This window comes from Algoriphagus hitonicola (assembly GCF_900113375.1).
Classification (GTDB): domain Bacteria; phylum Bacteroidota; class Bacteroidia; order Cytophagales; family Cyclobacteriaceae; genus Algoriphagus; species Algoriphagus hitonicola.
The window spans coordinates 271,865-289,197 of the sequence record NZ_FOPC01000004.1; the positions used below are offsets into that span (position 1 = coordinate 271,865).

Here is a 17,333-nt window from a genome sequence, read left to right on the forward strand (position 1 = left end):
GGGTTAATAATCGGCAATAGGAGCCTGAGTGTAATAGGCTTTAATTTCTTCGGGACTCGGAGGCATCAGCGGTCTTACTACGCGCAATCCCAAAAAGGGTGCCTCCGGAAACCACCACTGACTTTTTGGAATCTGCGGATCAATCTGTTTCCATTTTGGATCACTAATATATCTTTTGGTGGAACTGATCTCCTCAGCACTATGCTTAAAACTTCCTCCACGTATGACTCTAGGATAAAGCTCCAAGGCTGGATTTTTTGGGTTTTCATTTGATGATTTTTGATAAAAATCCGGGTCATATTGATCTGAGGTCCACTCCATAACATTGCCGTAGATGTCATAAAGCCCCCAGGGGTTGGGTTTTTTCTGACCAATCTTTTGAGTGGACTCTTCCGAATTTTCCGCTGTCCAAGCATATTCTGCAAGTAACTCGGGGTCATCACCAAAAAAATAAGTGGATTGGGTGCCTGCTTTTGCTGCATATTCCCATTCTGCCTCAGTTGGGAGCCGGTAAAAAATCCCTGTTTTCAAATACAACCAATGACAAAACTGGATCGCTCCATATTGGGTCATTCCTATGGCAGGTTTTCCTTCCTTTCCCATCCCAAAAGTCATATCCAAATAGGGTATGCTCGGTCGAGTCAAACCATCCACCAATTCAGTAATCGGTTCCTCGGTCATGGCTAGCTCGTAATTCTTGTCGAGGAAAAGCTCAAAAATATCCCATGTGATCTCATGCGTCCCCATCCAAAAAGCATCGATTTGTACGGTATGGGCCGGTTTTTCATCCGGAAAAGGACTTGTCTCCGAACCCATTCGATAACTTCCTTCAGGGATAGGAACCAAGTCAAATTGAGCTTCGGTACCGGGAATTTTTTGGGTATAGGGCTCAAAATTGGAATAGTCCGAAAACATCCCATAGAACGTAAAAACTAAAAGAAATAGCGCTTTTTTAATCATTTCAATTTATCAATTGGGTGCTTGGTTTTTATTGTAAATATGGACCGCTTTGCTTTTTTCGATCCATATCAGGTAATCTTCGACAGTCGTGATCCCCCTGGTATCTCCAAGGATTGAAACTCCCGATTCGTCCGGACTGAGTGGCTGAAATTCTCCGGCGCCATCACCGAGTAAAATCAATCCCCTAGAAGCATCATATTTTCCGATGCTTATTTTACCAAAATCCATATTTCCTCCGAGAATCAGGTCAAGTTTTCCATCATCATTAATATCAGTAGCATGGGAGGCAAAGACCGGACTGTATTGGACTTCCTGTGGCAGCGGCTTTTGCTCAAATTTCCCTAAACTGTTGATTTTCAAATACACCGTTTCCAGTTCATTGATTTGGATTAATTCTGCATCTGAGCGTTCAGATGGAGAAAAAAGGTCTTCAAATTTTAAAGAGGCGTAGCTTTTAAAATCCAAGTAGCGCTTTTTAAGCAAGGGCATTTGCGCAAGCAACTCTCCCCGACTGACAAGAGGGTAAACTTCGCCCTGAATAGGATATCCATATATCGCATCCATAGATCCATTTCCATCAAAATCCCTGAAAAGAAGCTCCATTGGCTTTTCTAAGGATGCTCGGAGTTGGGTGTTTTTCCCAATATTTCCGACGATCAATTCCACGTTTCCGTTTTGGTCCCAGTCTGCCGATTGGATGTGATTCCAAAAACCAATCAGTGGAGTTTCAAAATATCGCTCAGTAGCTTTTTCCCACTGTTTTCCGTTGATTTCAAAAATAGAAATGGGCATTGCCTCCCCGACAAGAATCAATTCATCTGAACCATCCTGGTCCAAATCCACAAAAACCCCATCGGTGATCATCCCCAATTCAAAAAGTTCTGGGGCGTATTTTTGGGTTTCTTCGGTAAATTTTCCCTTTCCGTCGCTGATCCAGATCTGTGCTCCCGGAGATAAAGGATATTGATCAGGAGTGAGTCGGGAAGCCAACAGGACATCTTCAGCACCATCACCGTTAAAATCATGGACTAAAATTTTGCTTACTGGGCTAGAAAAACCATCGAATGCATTTTCCGATCGAGTAAATCGTTTATTTCCTTGATTGAGGTAAAGTCGTGGTTCCCACTCTTTATCTCCAGACTGAAACTGATGAAGGCCTCCACCCGCTACCAAAAGATCTGTTTTTCCATCTCCATTGGCATCAAATGCCACCGCATCGCTGTCCTCCGCAGGGGAGTCTCCTTTGAATGAAGAAGTGTCCGGGGTTTTGGGTTGGGGACTGGTCAAGTGATATAAAATCCCACCCGAAACGCCTCGCTCTCCTCCTACAAATAAATCGGGATGCCCGTCTTGGTCAAAATCGGCGACAGTCCAAGCTTGTTGCTGATTGGAAATGGGATGCAAAAGCATCGGCTGTCTTTTGAAATCATTGGACTGGACTCCCTTTTTCAAACCGACTTCAAAAGTCTTGGATAAAATCGGGGTATTTTCCTTTGCTTTCCCTTGATAATCATCTCCCGTATTTGAATCGATTTCCAAGGTCTGATTGGCAGAAACTGATCGAAGGATTTTTTCGCTACCATCAGGCCAAGAAATCACCAACGAATCTATGGACCTCCCTTCTCCCAGACCCAGATGTAAAACGGGGCTTACCGAAGACTGAAATCCCCGATAAGGATTTTGCTCCAGGTATTGGATAGCGTTTCCAGAATATGCGCTGACTTGAGTACCTATGGCAAACGGATTTTTCTTTTCTCCTGTAAGTTTGATTTTGAGGTAGTTTTGGGCTTGGAGCTCGTTGCTTTTATTTTCAAAAATAGACGCTGGAGAATTGATGTTATTTACAATCAAGTCCAAGTCACCGTCATTGTCCAAGTCCGCATACGCCGAGCCATTGCTGGTGAGCGGAATATCGAGCCCCCAATCCTGCGTTTTATTTTCAAATTGAAGATTTTGATTGTTTCGAAAGACATAATTGGAAATTCCGGTCGAGGGCATCGTTTTTACCAAGTCCAATAAATCCTCGCGCTTGAGATTTCCTCCGGATGTCTGCACGTAATTTTCCATGTACATCAAAAAATCCTGATTATTATAATCTCTCAGATATCCGTTGCTGACAAAGAGATCCTTCCAACCATCATTGTCGAAATCAGCAAATAAGGCCGACCAACTCCAATCGGTATTGGATATTCCAGAAAACTGACCGACCTCTTGAAATTTCCCCGTACCATCATTGACATGCAGCATGTTTCTCATGTACTGATGATGCCAGCCTTTGTCCAGATTCAGCTGAAAGACCTCATAATTGTCCGGTGCCATGAGGAGCTTTTGACGGTAATTGTCCTCTGGAAGCATATCTAAGGTAAAAATATCCGGCAACCCGTCATTATTGACATCGGCGATGTCATTTCCCATAGAAAAATTGGAAATATGCCCCAGGCGCTGGCCAATCTCATCCTTGAAAGTCCCGTCTTTTTGATTGATGTAGAGGTAATCCGGCATGGCGTAATCATTTCCGATATAGATATCAGGCCATCCATCCATATTGACGTCCACGGTCGAAATGCCGAGTCCATAGGAAAAAACGGAGCTTGAAATACCTGCCTCTGAGGTTACTTCTACAAAAACTCCATTTCTGTTCTCAAAAAGCTGCGAACCAGCTTCATTCTTTTCTTTTAAGAGCTTTATCGTTCGGGAAACATCCTGATTTTGGATGGAGCGCGTGTTATGATTAAGTAAAAAAAGATCCAAATCTCCGTCCCGATCAAAATCAAAAAAGCTTGCCGAAGTGCTGGGAGAGCTGGAGTCTATTCCAAATTCAGCCCCTTTTTCTTCGAAAATCGGAATGCCGCTTTCATCCGGTCCTTGATTTATAAAAAGTAGATTTTTTCGTTTTTCAGGTGGCAACGCACCGGAGCGACATTGATAAATATCCAAGAGCCCATCTCCATTGACATCTGCAAAAACTACCCCGGTATTCCATGGTCCAGGAATTCCTTGAACATTTGCGGTCTCGGTGATGTCCTTAAATTTTAAATTCCCTTGATTAAGATAAAGCTTCGGACCACTGACATTGGCCGAAAAATAAAGATCGTCCAACCCGTCCCCATTAAGATCTCCCACAGCCACTCCTGCCCCATTATAGAGGTATTCATACATCAGGACATTGAGGTTTAAGGATTCCTCGATACGATTGATAAACGTCACTCCGGAAACTTTAGGCTCGACGAGTTGAAAAAGCGCATTTGAGCTAGTTTCTGGTCTGCTTTTTTTTTCAGGAGCACTTTTTTGGCAGGAGATTAAAAGCACAATCAGGACGCAATAAAAAGATGTGGTAATTCTACGCATTTGGAAATTAAGAAACTCAGCCACTTCACAGTGAAATGGCTGAGTCTAATTTAAACAGAATTTATTCGATTAGTAACCCGGGTTTTGGATCAGGTTTTCATTTCTGTTGATTTCATCCCGATGAATGGGTAAGTAATACATCTTATCCAACCAGGTTCGGTTTTCTTTTCCGGGATCCATATCGATGACCTCATAAACATAGTCATAGGACTCAGGGTCATAGCGGTAGACCGAAACGGTTTTTCCAGGTTTCAGTGTCCCTGTGATGTTAATTCCATCAGCCTGTCTTCCGAGTGTCTCGGGAGCTATCATCCATCGTCTTACGTCGTGAAAACGCTGTTCTTCATAGGCCATTTCCACTCTTCTTTCGTTTCGATATCGATCTCTAAGCGCATCTCCCGAATCCGTGATTGCTGGCATGCCTATTCTGAATCGGATTTGGTTTAGCCAGTTTCTGGCTTCTTCTTCTTGTCCCAGTTCGATGGAAGCCTCCACATAATTCAATACCGCTTCGGTATATCTCAAGATCGGCCAAGGGATCTCCTGCCAGGTGTTTTGATCGACAATCGCTGGATCCGGATCGATAAACTTACGGATGTAATATCCGGTATAACTACCATTCCAGTCTTCGATCGGAGAGTTTCTCGTATCCAATCCAAAGTGGGTTGCAACCTCTCCAGAGGAATTTGTCACTTCGTATGTTCCTGTCTGAATCTGACCAAGTGGGTCTCTAGGCTGATTGGCAGAGGAACGTGGTTTCCACTGTGCCCCATCGTATAAGATGGAAGCGTAAAATCTCGGATCACGATTGTCGTATGGATTGCTAGCTTGCTCTTCATCTTCCCAGGAAAACTCCGTACCATCCATCATTTCATAGTCATCCACCAACAGCTGAACCGGCGTATTTCCCGCCCAGTTATTATAGCCATTTGGACCGTTAAAAAGCCCCTGACGCCCACCGTTTTCTTGTTTGGCATTGATAAAATACCGACCCAGGATGATTTCATTTTCTCCGCCATTTCGAGCCAAGGAATTATTCATATAATTTTGAATTCCTTCCTCATGAGACACCGGCTCGGTTAATCCCATCATGTTCCCAGTCGTCAAGTCCAAGACCGCTTTTGCAGCAGCTTGAGCTCGCTGCCAGCGCTCCGCTCGACTTCCAGAGGTATAGGCCAATAATTCAATATTACCGTATGCTGCCATATCAGAAGATTTTGCTTTTGCAGTAGGTGCATCATGTAAATCACTCGCTGCATAGAGTAATACTCGCGACTTCAACGCCAAAGCGGCTACTTGAGAAGCCCGACCATTCGCCATAGATCTTCCTGCAAGCAAAGTAGCCGAATCGTTTAAATCTGAGACAATGAAATCCACCACTTCCTCAAAGGTATTTCGAGGAGCAGAATAAGTTTCTTCACCCAATTCATAGGGACGATCCACAATCGGCACACCTCCATAATAGCGCATCAGCTGATGGTAATAATAGGCACGAAGGAATTTAGCTTCGCCCATTAATCGATCTGCAGCGTCTTGATCGGTAAATTCCGGTTCGCTCAATTTGGCGATAGCAATATTGGCTGCCCTGATTCGGCTGTACATATTTCCCCACCAAATCGTGTTGTTTACCCAGCCGATATCGGCAGGATTGGACCGGGATTCGGTGATGGTGTTGATTCCCCGACCAGGATGGGTGAAGATCGCTTCATCCGTGAGTGAAGCCAGCATTTGCTCGTCAAAGCCTCCATTTCCAAATCCCTGGTAAATGCCCGTTACAAAAGCATCCGCTAGCGCAGGATCAGCCCAGACTGAAGATTCGGACACCTCTCCGAGAGGCCGCGTATCCAGAAAGTCATGATTACAAGAAACCGAAATCAGTCCTGCAATAAATATAAATAAGAACGTTTTATTAATTAGTTTCATGATTCGCTTAGATTAGAAAGTGACAGAAAGACCGGTGCTAATAATTCTAGCTTGTGGATAGTACTGACCGGTGGAATTGTTGGATTCCGGATCATACACTTTTAGCTTGTCCCAAGTAAATAGATTGAGACCATTTAGATAGACCCTCAGATTGCCTACTCCGATACGATCTGCCATTGCTTGAGGCAGATTGTAGCCGATTTCGACATTTTTCAGTCTCAGGTAATCTGTGCTTCTAAACCAGTAGGTGTTACCACCGGAGTAATACTGATCACTTCGGTTGGCGATTCTTGGATGCTCGCTGCTTGGATTATCAATGGTCCAACGGTTTTCATAGAGATCCAAAAGGAAGTTTCCGATATTTCCGGATTCACCTGCACTCACATACTGTCTAGCTCCGAATGCTCCCTGAAAGAGAATAGCGATATCCAAATTCTTCCAACTGGCGTTGATATTGGCTCCACCTTGGAAAAGTGGAATATCATTATTGTCCATCCGAACACGATCATCCGGCGTAATTTTGCCATCTCCATCGTAATCGACATATCTCATGTCACCAGGTCGTAGATTATTGGTCAGCGCCGAGTAATCCAAGGTTTCGGAGTCGATTTCTTCCTGGTTTCTGAAGACGCCATCAAATTGGTAAACCAAAAAGGTATTCATCGGCTTTCCGGTAGATTGTTGCCACTCTGGAGCTCCAGGGGCCTCATCCCAAAACAGAATTTTGTTTTTGGCATAGCCACCATTGATACTGAATGAGTATTGGAATTCTCCGATATTTCCGCGAGTTCCCATGTTCAGGTCAAATCCTTTGTTCTCCACTTCACCGATATTTTCCTGAGGCAAATTGATCCCGGTACTTTGCGGAATCGAAGCATTTTTTTGCCAAAGGATATTAGTTCGCTTGTTGTAAAAAAGGTCAAATTCAAAGAAAACTTTTCCCTGAAGCAACTGCCCTTCAAATCCTAAATTGGAGTTGTTGGCGATTTCCCAAGTAATGCCACGGTTTGGCACTCGAGTTTCAAATAGGGTTTTGGTTTCGACACCTCCTATAATGTATGAATTGAATCCATAGGTGGACAGAAACTGATAAGCTCCAACTTGGTCATTCCCCATTTGTCCCCAAGAACCCCGGATTTTGAAGAAGTCAAACTTCTCTCCTACGGCAGTTTTCCAGAAATTCTCTTCTGAAACTACCCAGCCCAGCATGATGCCTGGGAAAAAGCCAAATCGCGTGTCTTTCGGGAAAATAAAAGACCCGTCATATCTCCAAAGGAATTCGGCTAGGTATTTTTCATCGTAATTATATGCCGCACGACCGAAATAGTTCATCCGCGCCTGCTCAAATGCTCCGCCGCCGTTGTTTTTCTCCAAGTCACCACCGGCAAACATCTGATCAATCGCAGTGGAAATAAAGTACCTTCTAAAGGCATTGAAGTTATTTCCCTCGACAGTTTCTTTATTGAATCCTGCCAAAACATTGATCGAATGCTTGTCCGCTATCACCTTATCATACGTAGCGGTAGTACCGACGAGGATGTTTAACTGATTGATGTTTTCCTGACGAAGTCTAGGCTCTGCCGGTCCGCGCTGACTGGGCACCAAGACTGGCGTGACGCCATCGTCCTCAAATCCACTTCCCATTTCATAAAGAGTCCACGGAATCTCCCATCTCTTCAGGTTTCGCATGGTCTTATCCACAGACGCCGTTCCGGTGATTTTTAGGCCTTCGACTCCTGGAATTTTAAACACAATCGAACCGTTGGACTGGAAGTAATCTCGTGTATCGTGATCGTATCCGGTTTGGTTGGTCGTGATAACCACTGGGTTTTCACCATTTTCGATATCCGGGCCAGGTAGGCCATTTGGCCAATAGGCGGGCTGATTGGGTTTTCCCCGCATTTGCATTCGGAAGATTGATCCAGCTCCGCGAGTAGGGAAAAATCTAAATTCTTCTCTTCCTAGCACGCCTAGGGTTACATTGATATATTCGTTGATTTTCGCATCCAGATTCACTCGGAAGTCATATTGCTTATATCCGGTTGCGGAGTTTTTATAGTAAGCATCCTGATTTTGATAGCCCAATGAAGTCAGGTATTTTACATTTTCACTCCCACCGACGAGTTGGAGATTGTAGCGAGATTGAGGTGACCAGGTTTTGAGCGTTTCTCCATACCAATCCGTGTCAGGATGACCCCAAGGATCAGTTCCATTTCTATAGAGCTCCAAGTCCTCCGGAGTATAGGGAGCATTTCTCACTTGACCATTTGGCCGGGTATATTCTCCAGAAGTTTGATAGGCTTGATTGGCCGCATCCCACTCGCTTACCGGCAATCCGTAAATGTCCAAATCATTGAGCATCTCTGCGTATTGGGCCGCATTTGCCAATTCGGGGATTACCGTAGGCTGAGCAAATCCTTGATTAACCTGAAAGGTCAATTCTGGTTTGCCATCAAGACCTCTTTTTGTTGTCACCAAGATTACTCCATTAGCCGCACGTGCTCCGTAAATAGCTGCCGAAGCATCTTTCAGAACTGAAATACTCTCAATGTCATTTGGATTGATTCGGTCAAGCCCTCCCGATCGTGCGGGAATCCCATCGATCACGATCAGTGCATTATTATTTCCTAGCGTATTGGAACCTCGGATTCGGATTCCAGATCCATCGTATCCCGGCTCACCACTTCTATTGACGGCGACTACACCGGCCATTCGCCCTGCTAGGGAGTTGGTCAGATTGAGCGTAGGAGATTTGGCCAGTTCACCCCCTTTGACACTGGCGACAGAACCGGTGATGGTCTCCTTTTTTTGCTCCCCATAACCTACGATGATGACTTCCTCTAGTGACTGAGTGTCGGGATTGAGAGTGATTTCAATGTTATTTTGATTTCCTACCGGTATTTCTACTGTCGTAAATCCAATAAATGAAAATACCAAAACCGCATCATCACTGCTGACTGGCACGGTATATTTACCGTCTATGTCCGTGACCGTACCAGACGAAGTACCTTTTACCAGAACAGAAACTCCCGGCAAAGGGAGATTATCCTCTCCTGACAAAACTGTTCCAGACACCTCCCGGGTCTGTGCTATGGCCGAGGTGGTTAAACCTAGAACCATCAATAAGCTTAAATAAAAAAGCTTAACAGAGTTAAATTTCTTCATATAATGAAATTTTGGGTTAATGAAAATTGTAAAATAAAGTTCAACTATAACCCAATCATTTTCTTACTGAATTCATTTAAATCCTGACTGTTTTATGACATATATAAAGAATTTTTAACTTAAAAAATTAGAATACCCGGAATAAAAGGGTATTGTTTTTACAGCAAAAACAAATTTTTCACTTTTTTATAGGACAAAAAAAACCGATGAAATCAATCATCGGTCACCTTTTCCAGATTAATTTACTTTCCTATAATCACATGCGTTTGACTACCTCACTTTTTTGAATTTTAACAGACCACATTCCCCTTAAATCCCCAATTTTATGCCCTGTGGCTTTGTCTTGAGGATAAAGCGAATTGATCTTTTCGAGTGTCTCTTCACTGATGTCTTTTTGGGGATCGCCATGGCAATTCAAACAAAGCCCACCGGGAATCACAATCGCCTTGGAATATAAATACGCCTCCCCATCATCAATTTTCTGCAGATTGGGAGTGGATTCCAATTCATTTTCAACATTATATTCATAGGTTTCCAAAATCCGCTGCTCCATTTCTGAAGGTTGATCGACAGGATTTCTATATCGGTTAGAAACCCGCCTGACTTCTACTTCATATTTTTGACTGACCTCTTCCAAAATGGGCAAAGCTTGAACATTGCAAAACTCAATCGCTCCCGGCACTCCTTTTTCGGCAATGGCATTTTGTAGCTGACCGATCAGTTGCTTCTGCGCCTCGGTGCTGATCGAATCTCCCCAAATCATTGCCGCTTCATAAATCTCGGCCTCATTCAATTTTTTGACCTCCATGGCTTCATTGACATCATCAAAAACATCCTTGGAAACCCGCTCTCCAGAGCCACAGGAGGACATCAGGAATAAAATTAAAACAGGAAGAATTACGTATTTCATATTGATTAACTTTTGGATACTTAAATCTAAAAACTTCAATCCATTATAGGATTGTTTTGACAAATTTATTAGCCTTATTCGATTCAATTGTGCCGATAGCTTTGAGAAGCGAGTAAATAACTTATTTTTGTTTTGATCTTGAGGTTTTCGATGAAAAAACTTTTCTTTCTTATCCCTTTTGTTTGCCTCATCTCCGTGGCAGAAAACCAAGCACAAACCTGGACCAGGCTTCAGGGTTGGGGCTTGGACTTGGAGTCCATTTTTTGGGTCAATGATTCTGTCGCCTTTTCTGGAGGTGAAAATCTACTGATCCGCACTCAAAACCGCGCACAATCCTGGCAGGAATTACCCTATACATTCGAAGGGAAAGTTTTGTCGATTGCCTTTGCAAATGAGGAGATCGGATTGGCCGTCGGAGAAAATGGACTGCTCCTAAAAACCGAAGATTCTGGTCAGACCTGGAATGAAATCTCACTGGGAGAAGAGGCCGACTTGAACCAAATCATCCAAATTTCTGAATTGAATTGGCTAATTGTGGCCGAATCAGGGAGAATATTCAAAAGTGAAGACCAAGGGGAATCCTGGAGTTTGATTTCGTCAGGACAAACTGAGTCACTTAACGATATATTCCAATTAAATTCAGACACCCTATATGTGGCTGGAGATGCAGGTACGCTTCTTCGCTCCGAAAATGGAGGAAACACCTGGAAAAAATTGGACCTTGGCCAAACAACCAATTTCACCGGACTGGCATTTTCCTCCTCCTTGATCGGATATTTGGTTGGGGACTCAGGAACGATACTTAAAACCGAAGATGCCGGCGCCAGCTGGTCAGCGCTTAATTCTGGCGTAACTTCCAATTTGAGCAAAATTGCCATCAGCTCGCTCGATAGCAGAATAATCAGCATCGTGGGAGAAAATGCCACGGCGCTGCGATCCTCTGATTCAGGGGCAAGTTTTGCCAAAGCCAATCTCGGGGAGACAAATACCCGAGCTTTTCATGACCTGCATTTCGTCCCCGGTACCAATACATTATATGCTGTCGGGCAGGATGGTTATCTGATTTCATCTACCAATGCCGGATCCAGCTACACACAGCGGATGGCAGGAGTTCGGAATGATTTTAAAGCTGTAGATTTTAAAACTGATCGATACGGGTTTATAGGAGGAGAAAATGGCGCATTCTTCGTCACTTCAAATGCAGGCCAAAGTATCATCAGCCGACCTTTACCGGAAAATTCGGATGTGGTCGGAATGAACTTTTGGAATAACAGTTATGGCTTTTTGACCACGGCAAGCGGAAAACTCCTACGCACCTCAAATGCCGGTTCGGCTTGGATAGACCTGACGCCGACTTTCCCAGAATCAATCAACGGGTTTTATCTTTTCGCCACTTCAGTGATTTATGCCTCTGGGAATGAAGGAAGAGTGACCTCTTCCTTTAATTCAGGCGGAGCTTGGAATACTGAAATTCAATCGGATACCCAGAATGATCTAAAAGAAATCATGTTTTTTGACTTTCAGTTTGGAATAGCGGTTGGCGAAAATGGACAGATTTCCTATTCTGACGGAGGGGCGACTTGGACTACGCTTCCTTCTCTGACCGAAAAAAACTTTAATGGTCTCGCCAAGCTGGACGAAATGACGGCTATCGTGGTCGGAGACGATGGGTCCATTTTCAAAACTACAGACAAAGCCCTTACCTGGCGACAAATTGAAATTCAAACTGATGAAGACCTTTTGGATGTAGATTTTTTTGGTAGTGAAGTAGGATTTATCTCTGGAAAAAATGGATTGACCATGCAAACTGGCGATGGCGGGGAAACTTGGGTAATCATTCCCTCGGGTACCAGTCGGGATTTGACAGGAATCAGTGCCGGAAATCCACTCATTGCCTTCGCCGTCGGAGATGACGGAACTTTCCTCAGCTATTCTTGCGTACCTCCTACAGGAGGCTTGAGCGAAATCACAGGAGTGGGAACCTCCTGTCTGAATGTAGAGCGATATTCCATTACAGATCCAGTTCTCGAAGGATCCGAAATCCTTTGGAGAGTGGATGGGGGTAAAATACTTTCCGGCCAAGGCACCAATGAAGTGGAAATAGAATGGACCGATGCCGGAAGAAACGGGGTTTTTGTCAGCCGACAAAATTTCTGTGGTACTGGCGAAACTTCTTATTTGGAGGTAATTGTCAATGATATTCCCGGAGTTTCAGAGCAAATAGGCGGAGAGGGATCCGTTTGTATTGAGGAGGAATACACCTACACCGTCAGCAATCAATCCGGCGTGGATTACGATTGGACAGTTAGTGGCGGAGAGATTGTCAATGGTCAAGGCACGGCTTCAGTTTTGGTGATTTGGGGTGAAACAGGAGACCATTCGATTTCAGTGGTCCCGAGCAATTCCTGTGGGGAAGGATCAAATCTATCCAAACCAATCCTCGTCAAGCCTCAAGCCGAAACACCAGGAGAAATCAGCGGTGAAGGAATAACCGCGCCCGGCGAGCAGATTTATGAGGTAATTCCCGTCGGAGAAAACAGTTATCAGTGGACGATCGATGGGGAAGGAGCTTCTATTGTAGAGGGACAGGGAACCGCATCCGTTCGGGTGATTTGGGAACGAGAGGGAGAATATACACTTAGTGTCCGTGCGCAGAATTCCTGTGGATTTAGCGAGGCCAGTAGATTGCCGGTGACAGTAAGCTTTATTACTTCCCTGGAACCTGAAGGAGATTTTCCTCTTTTAGTATATCCCAATCCTAGTTCAGGACAGCTCTTTTTGGAATCAGAAAGCCTGTCTAAATGGAATTCCGTAGAAATAGTCAACCAACTAGGCCAGTCTATTGTGAGCGCACCGATATCATCAGGACAGACCCTGGCTGTTTTTCAAGATTTGCCAAAAGGAATTCTTCTAGTTCGTTTAAAAGGCCGGACTGGAGTTTTGATCAAAAAGATTGTGGTAGAATAGGAGTGTATTACTCTTCGTCTCGGATTTTCACATACTGAAAAAGGTCACCGATTACTCCTCTCTTAATAAAAGCCTTTTTCAAAATAGCTTCTGGAACATACCCTGCTTTTTCCAAAACATTCATCGATTCGACATTGAAGTCATAGATCTGGGCAAAAACCCGCTGCACGTCAAATTTTTCGAAAAGATAGGCTGTAAAAAGTTTAACCGCCTCGGTAGCGATGCCTTTTCCCCAATAGGATTCCCCTACCCAAAACCCAATTTCCATATTGGTTCGGAGTTCGTCTTTTCCCCGCTCTGAACCAATGGCCCCGGCTAGCTTCCCTTCAAACTCGATGGCAAAGTTTTGAGGAGGATTAAACTTTTGATTGTGCTCTATCCAATGCCTGGCATCGTGGATGGTGTAGGGTTGGGGATAACTATCCCTCAGATTCATTGCGATTTTGGGATTATTGGCAAGGGGATAAAGCTGATGGAAGTGGGCTTCATTCCAAGTGACAAGGCTAATGGATCGTTCTCCGGCAATGATCATAAAGGGTTGATGGTTAATTATTCAAGATAATAGGCTTCATCTACAAACACCAATGATGCCGAAAAATTTATTCTAAAGGTTTTTTTATTCCTCCAATCCAGAAGTATTCATTTTCTCGAGATTTTCGGCAAATCGAAGTGCAGAAATGAATTCCTCGATGTTGCCTTCCATCACATCCGGCAAGTTATAAACTGTTTTATTGATTCGATGATCGGTGACCCGGGATTGGGGATAATTGTACGTTCGGATTTTATCAGACCGATCACCACTTCCTACCATTGATTTTCGTTGGGCTCCCACGGTTTCATTATGCTTGGCCAGCTCGATTTCGTAGAGGCGGGAACGAAGCACCTTAAGCGCCTTTTCAAAGTTTTTGATCTGGGATTTTTCATCTTGACAAGTCACGACCAGTCCCGTAGGATTGTGGGTTAATCGCACAGCGGAATAGGTCGTGTTAACAGACTGTCCTCCTGGCCCAGAGGAGCAATAGGTATCCTTTCGAATATCATTCATATCGAGATGCACCTCCACTTCGTCCATTTCGGGCAAAACCGCCACGGAAGCCGCAGAGGTGTGCACACGGCCCTGGGATTCTGTAGCGGGCACGCGTTGTACCCGATGAACTCCTGATTCGTACTTGAGCATTCCATATACATCCGCTCCCGATACCGTCGCAATGATTTCTTTATAGCCTCCTGCAGATCCAAAAGTCAAATCCAACACGGTCAACTTCCAGCCTTTCATTTCACAAAATCGCTCGTACATCCGGAACAGGTCTCCGGCAAATATCGCGGCTTCATCGCCTCCTGTACCTCCTCTGATTTCCAAGATACAATCCTTCGAATCATTTGGGTCTTTGGGAATGAGAAGCTGCTTGAGCTCTTCTTCCAGTTGGATTTTTCGCTCCTTCAAATCATCGAGCTCAGCCTTGGCCATTTCCCGAAAATCAGGATCTTTCTCTTTGTCCAATATTTGCTTTGAGCTATCGATATTTTCCAAAATGAGCTTATACTCATCATAGGCTTCGACCACTTTTTCCAGATCCTTGTATTCCTTGGACAGTTTGGCATATTTGCTCATGTCTGACATGGACTCCGGTAGAATAATCAACTGCCCTACTTCTTCAAATCGATCTTTAAGTGCTTGTAATTTGTCCAGCATGGTTTTTCTTTCGCCTTGCAAAAGTAAGGATTAATTTGCAGTGATAATACCGGTCTTCTAAGGCCGGGAAATTAAATTCAAAATCTGAAAACAGTCCTGATTTGTAGCGTATTGGGTTTATTTATCGTTTAAAGGTTAAAAGCGGAAAAAATGAAGGCATTCAAAATCACCTTTCTTAGTTTAGCTTCATTGCTTTGGATCCAGTGTGCGGAAGAGCAAAAGCTTCATGACTGCATCGATGAATCCAAAATCAATGAAACTGCAGCCTGCTATGAAATCTACGCTCCGGTATGTGGCTGTGACGGCAAGACTTATTCCAATGATTGCTATGCTCAAAATGCAGGAGTAACCTCTTATACGGTTGGCGCTTGCAGCGAAAAAAATTAAGGCCCCGATCTGAGGCCTTAATTAATGATTATTCAACGGTTACTGATTTTGCCAAATTCCTAGGTTGGTCCACGTTACATCCCCGCATTACGGCAATATGATAGGAGAGCAACTGCAAAGGTACTACCGCCACTAATGGAGCAAAAGCTTCATGGGTTTCGGGAATTTCAATGACGTGATCGGCCATTCGTCTAACCTGAGTATCTCCTTCGGTCACTACTGCAATTACTTTTCCTTTTCTTGCTTTTACTTCTTGAATATTGCTGACTACTTTTTCATAAGAACTGTCCTGAGTCGCGATAAATATCACCGGCATTTCTTCGTCGATTAGCGCGATTGGTCCATGTTTCATTTCTGCAGCAGGATATCCTTCGGCATGGATATAGGAAATTTCTTTCAATTTTAATGCTCCTTCCAGCGCTACCGGGAAATTATATCCTCTTCCTAAGTAAAGTGCGTTTCTGACATCTTTGTATTCCCCAGCAATGTATTTAATCACCTCATTGCTTTTGAGCGCTTTTTCCACCTTTGATGGAATCGCCTCTAGCTCATGAAGAAGCTGAATGTATCTGCTTTCAGGCAGGGTACCCCGCTGATAGCCGAGTTTCAATGCCATCATGGCCAAAACGGAAATTTGAGCAGTAAATGCTTTGGTCGAGGCGACGCCGATCTCAGGTCCGGCATGGGTATAGGAACCTGCATGGGTCATCCTAGGAATCGAGGATCCTACGACGTTACAAACGCCAAAGATCGTAGCCCCTTTGGATTTTGCGAGTTCGATGGCGGCTAGCGTATCGGCCGTTTCTCCGGATTGTGATATTGCTATGACGAAATCCTTGTCGCTGATCACCGGATTTCGGTATCGAAATTCGGATGCATATTCTACTTCTACAGGGACTCTGGCAAACTCCTCAAACAGGTATTCGGCGACCAAACCTGCATGCCAGGAAGTTCCGCAAGCAGTGATGATAATTCGCTCGGCATTTTGGAATTTATTCATGTAATCCCGAAGTCCACCCAAAACTAATCGGCCCGATTTGGCATCCAGCCTACCTCTTAGGCAGTCTGCGATTGACTTAGGCTGTTCGTAAATCTCTTTTAACATGAAATGCTCAAAACCTCCTTTTTCGATCGCTTCCAACTCCATTTCAAGCTGATTGATATAGGGATTGGTTTCGACGTTTTCGATGGTTTTGACCTGGAGACGATTGTTACGAATTACAGCAATTTCATAATCATCGAGATAGACGACCTTATTGGTATATTCGATGATCGGAGTGGCATCGGAAGCTAAAAAGTATTCATCTTCACCCACACCTATGACAAGTGGAGAACCTTTTCTCGCCGCAATAAGGGTGTCAGGTTCTTCCTTGTTGATCAATACGATGGCGTAAGCTCCAACCACTTTATGAAGAGCAAGCCGGAGAGCTTCTTCCAACGAGCATTGATTATGCAGCTGAATATCCTCGATAAACTTGATAAAAACTTCCGTATCGGTATCCGATTGAAATTTGTATCCTTTCTGGAGCAGGTCCTTTTTTAAAACCTCATAATTTTCAATAATCCCGTTATGGATCATTGCGAGCTTTTCGGAGGATGAGTAATGCGGGTGAGCATTCGTATCGTTCGGTTCGCCGTGGGTGGCCCATCGGGTATGACCGATTCCTATTTTTGAGCGGATTTCGCCATTGGATTGTAGGTGTTTTTCCAATTCGGAAACTTTCCCTTTTTTCTTGTAAATACTCAATCCTTTGGCATCCAAGAGGGCGACACCCGCTGAGTCATATCCTCTGTACTCTAATCTGCGAAGGCCTTTGATAATAATGGGCAGCGCTTCTTGCTGTCCGACGTATGCTACAATTCCACACATATTGAAAAATTCTTTTAGGTAGTTAGAACTTCCACAAAGAAACAGCTTTCGTGCCAAAAAGAAGAATCCACTTTCTTAAAATTTGAAAGTGGATTCTGAAAGATTTTTAA

10 protein-coding genes are annotated in these 17,333 nt (G+C 44.0%); 2 read left to right on the plus strand and 8 right to left on the minus strand.

Annotated elements, in window-relative coordinates:
- Positions 1 to 3: 3 nt before the first annotated feature.
- The 5 genes from BM043_RS07560 to BM043_RS07580 form a co-directional block, all read right to left on the minus strand.
- Entirely contained in the window at positions 4 to 960 is a 957-nt protein-coding gene (locus tag BM043_RS07560; protein ID WP_092790375.1) for a formylglycine-generating enzyme family protein, read from the minus strand.
- A gap of 9 nt (positions 961 to 969) precedes the next feature.
- On the minus strand, positions 970 to 4,308 hold the full coding sequence (locus tag BM043_RS07565; RefSeq protein WP_092790377.1) for a VCBS repeat-containing protein: 3,339 nt from the start codon (positions 4,306 to 4,308) through the stop codon (positions 970 to 972).
- A 69-nt stretch (positions 4,309 to 4,377) separates the two neighbouring features.
- Entirely contained in the window at positions 4,378 to 6,231 is a 1,854-nt protein-coding gene (locus tag BM043_RS07570; protein WP_092790379.1) for a RagB/SusD family nutrient uptake outer membrane protein, read from the minus strand.
- Between the two features lie 12 nt (positions 6,232 to 6,243).
- Complete coding sequence (locus BM043_RS07575; RefSeq protein ID WP_245752983.1) at positions 6,244 to 9,396, minus strand: SusC/RagA family TonB-linked outer membrane protein; 3,153 nt, start codon at positions 9,394 to 9,396, stop codon at positions 6,244 to 6,246.
- A gap of 256 nt (positions 9,397 to 9,652) precedes the next feature.
- Positions 9,653 to 10,306, minus strand: coding sequence for a Tll0287-like domain-containing protein (locus BM043_RS07580; protein ID WP_092790381.1), 654 nt, complete (start codon positions 10,304 to 10,306; stop codon positions 9,653 to 9,655).
- A gap of 150 nt (positions 10,307 to 10,456) precedes the next feature.
- Between BM043_RS07580 and BM043_RS07585 the strand changes: the two genes are divergently transcribed.
- Positions 10,457 to 13,273: a YCF48-related protein gene (locus tag BM043_RS07585; RefSeq protein ID WP_092790383.1), complete on the plus strand. Its 2,817-nt coding sequence runs from the start codon at positions 10,457 to 10,459 to the stop codon at positions 13,271 to 13,273.
- Positions 13,274 to 13,280: 7 nt separating this feature from the next.
- Here the strand turns inward: BM043_RS07585 and BM043_RS07590 are convergent, their stop codons facing one another.
- Positions 13,281 to 13,805, minus strand: coding sequence for a GNAT family N-acetyltransferase (locus tag BM043_RS07590; RefSeq protein WP_092790385.1), 525 nt, complete (start codon positions 13,803 to 13,805; stop codon positions 13,281 to 13,283).
- A gap of 84 nt (positions 13,806 to 13,889) precedes the next feature.
- A complete protein-coding gene (prfA, locus tag BM043_RS07595) occupies positions 13,890 to 14,966 on the minus strand; it encodes a peptide chain release factor 1 (protein WP_092790387.1) in 1,077 nt (358 codons plus the stop codon).
- Positions 14,967 to 15,116: 150 nt separating this feature from the next.
- On the opposite strand from prfA, the gene BM043_RS07600 reads away from it, so the two are divergent.
- Positions 15,117 to 15,353 carry a Kazal-type serine protease inhibitor family protein gene (locus BM043_RS07600; RefSeq protein ID WP_092790389.1) on the plus strand — a complete coding sequence of 79 codons (237 nt, stop codon included), beginning with the start codon at positions 15,117 to 15,119 and terminating at the stop codon, positions 15,351 to 15,353.
- A 28-nt stretch (positions 15,354 to 15,381) separates the two neighbouring features.
- Here the strand turns inward: BM043_RS07600 and glmS are convergent, their stop codons facing one another.
- Positions 15,382 to 17,223 (minus strand): glutamine--fructose-6-phosphate transaminase (isomerizing), encoded by a 1,842-nt coding sequence (glmS, locus tag BM043_RS07605; RefSeq protein WP_092790391.1) that lies wholly within the window; start codon positions 17,221 to 17,223, stop codon positions 15,382 to 15,384.
- Positions 17,224 to 17,333: the final 110 nt, after the last annotated feature.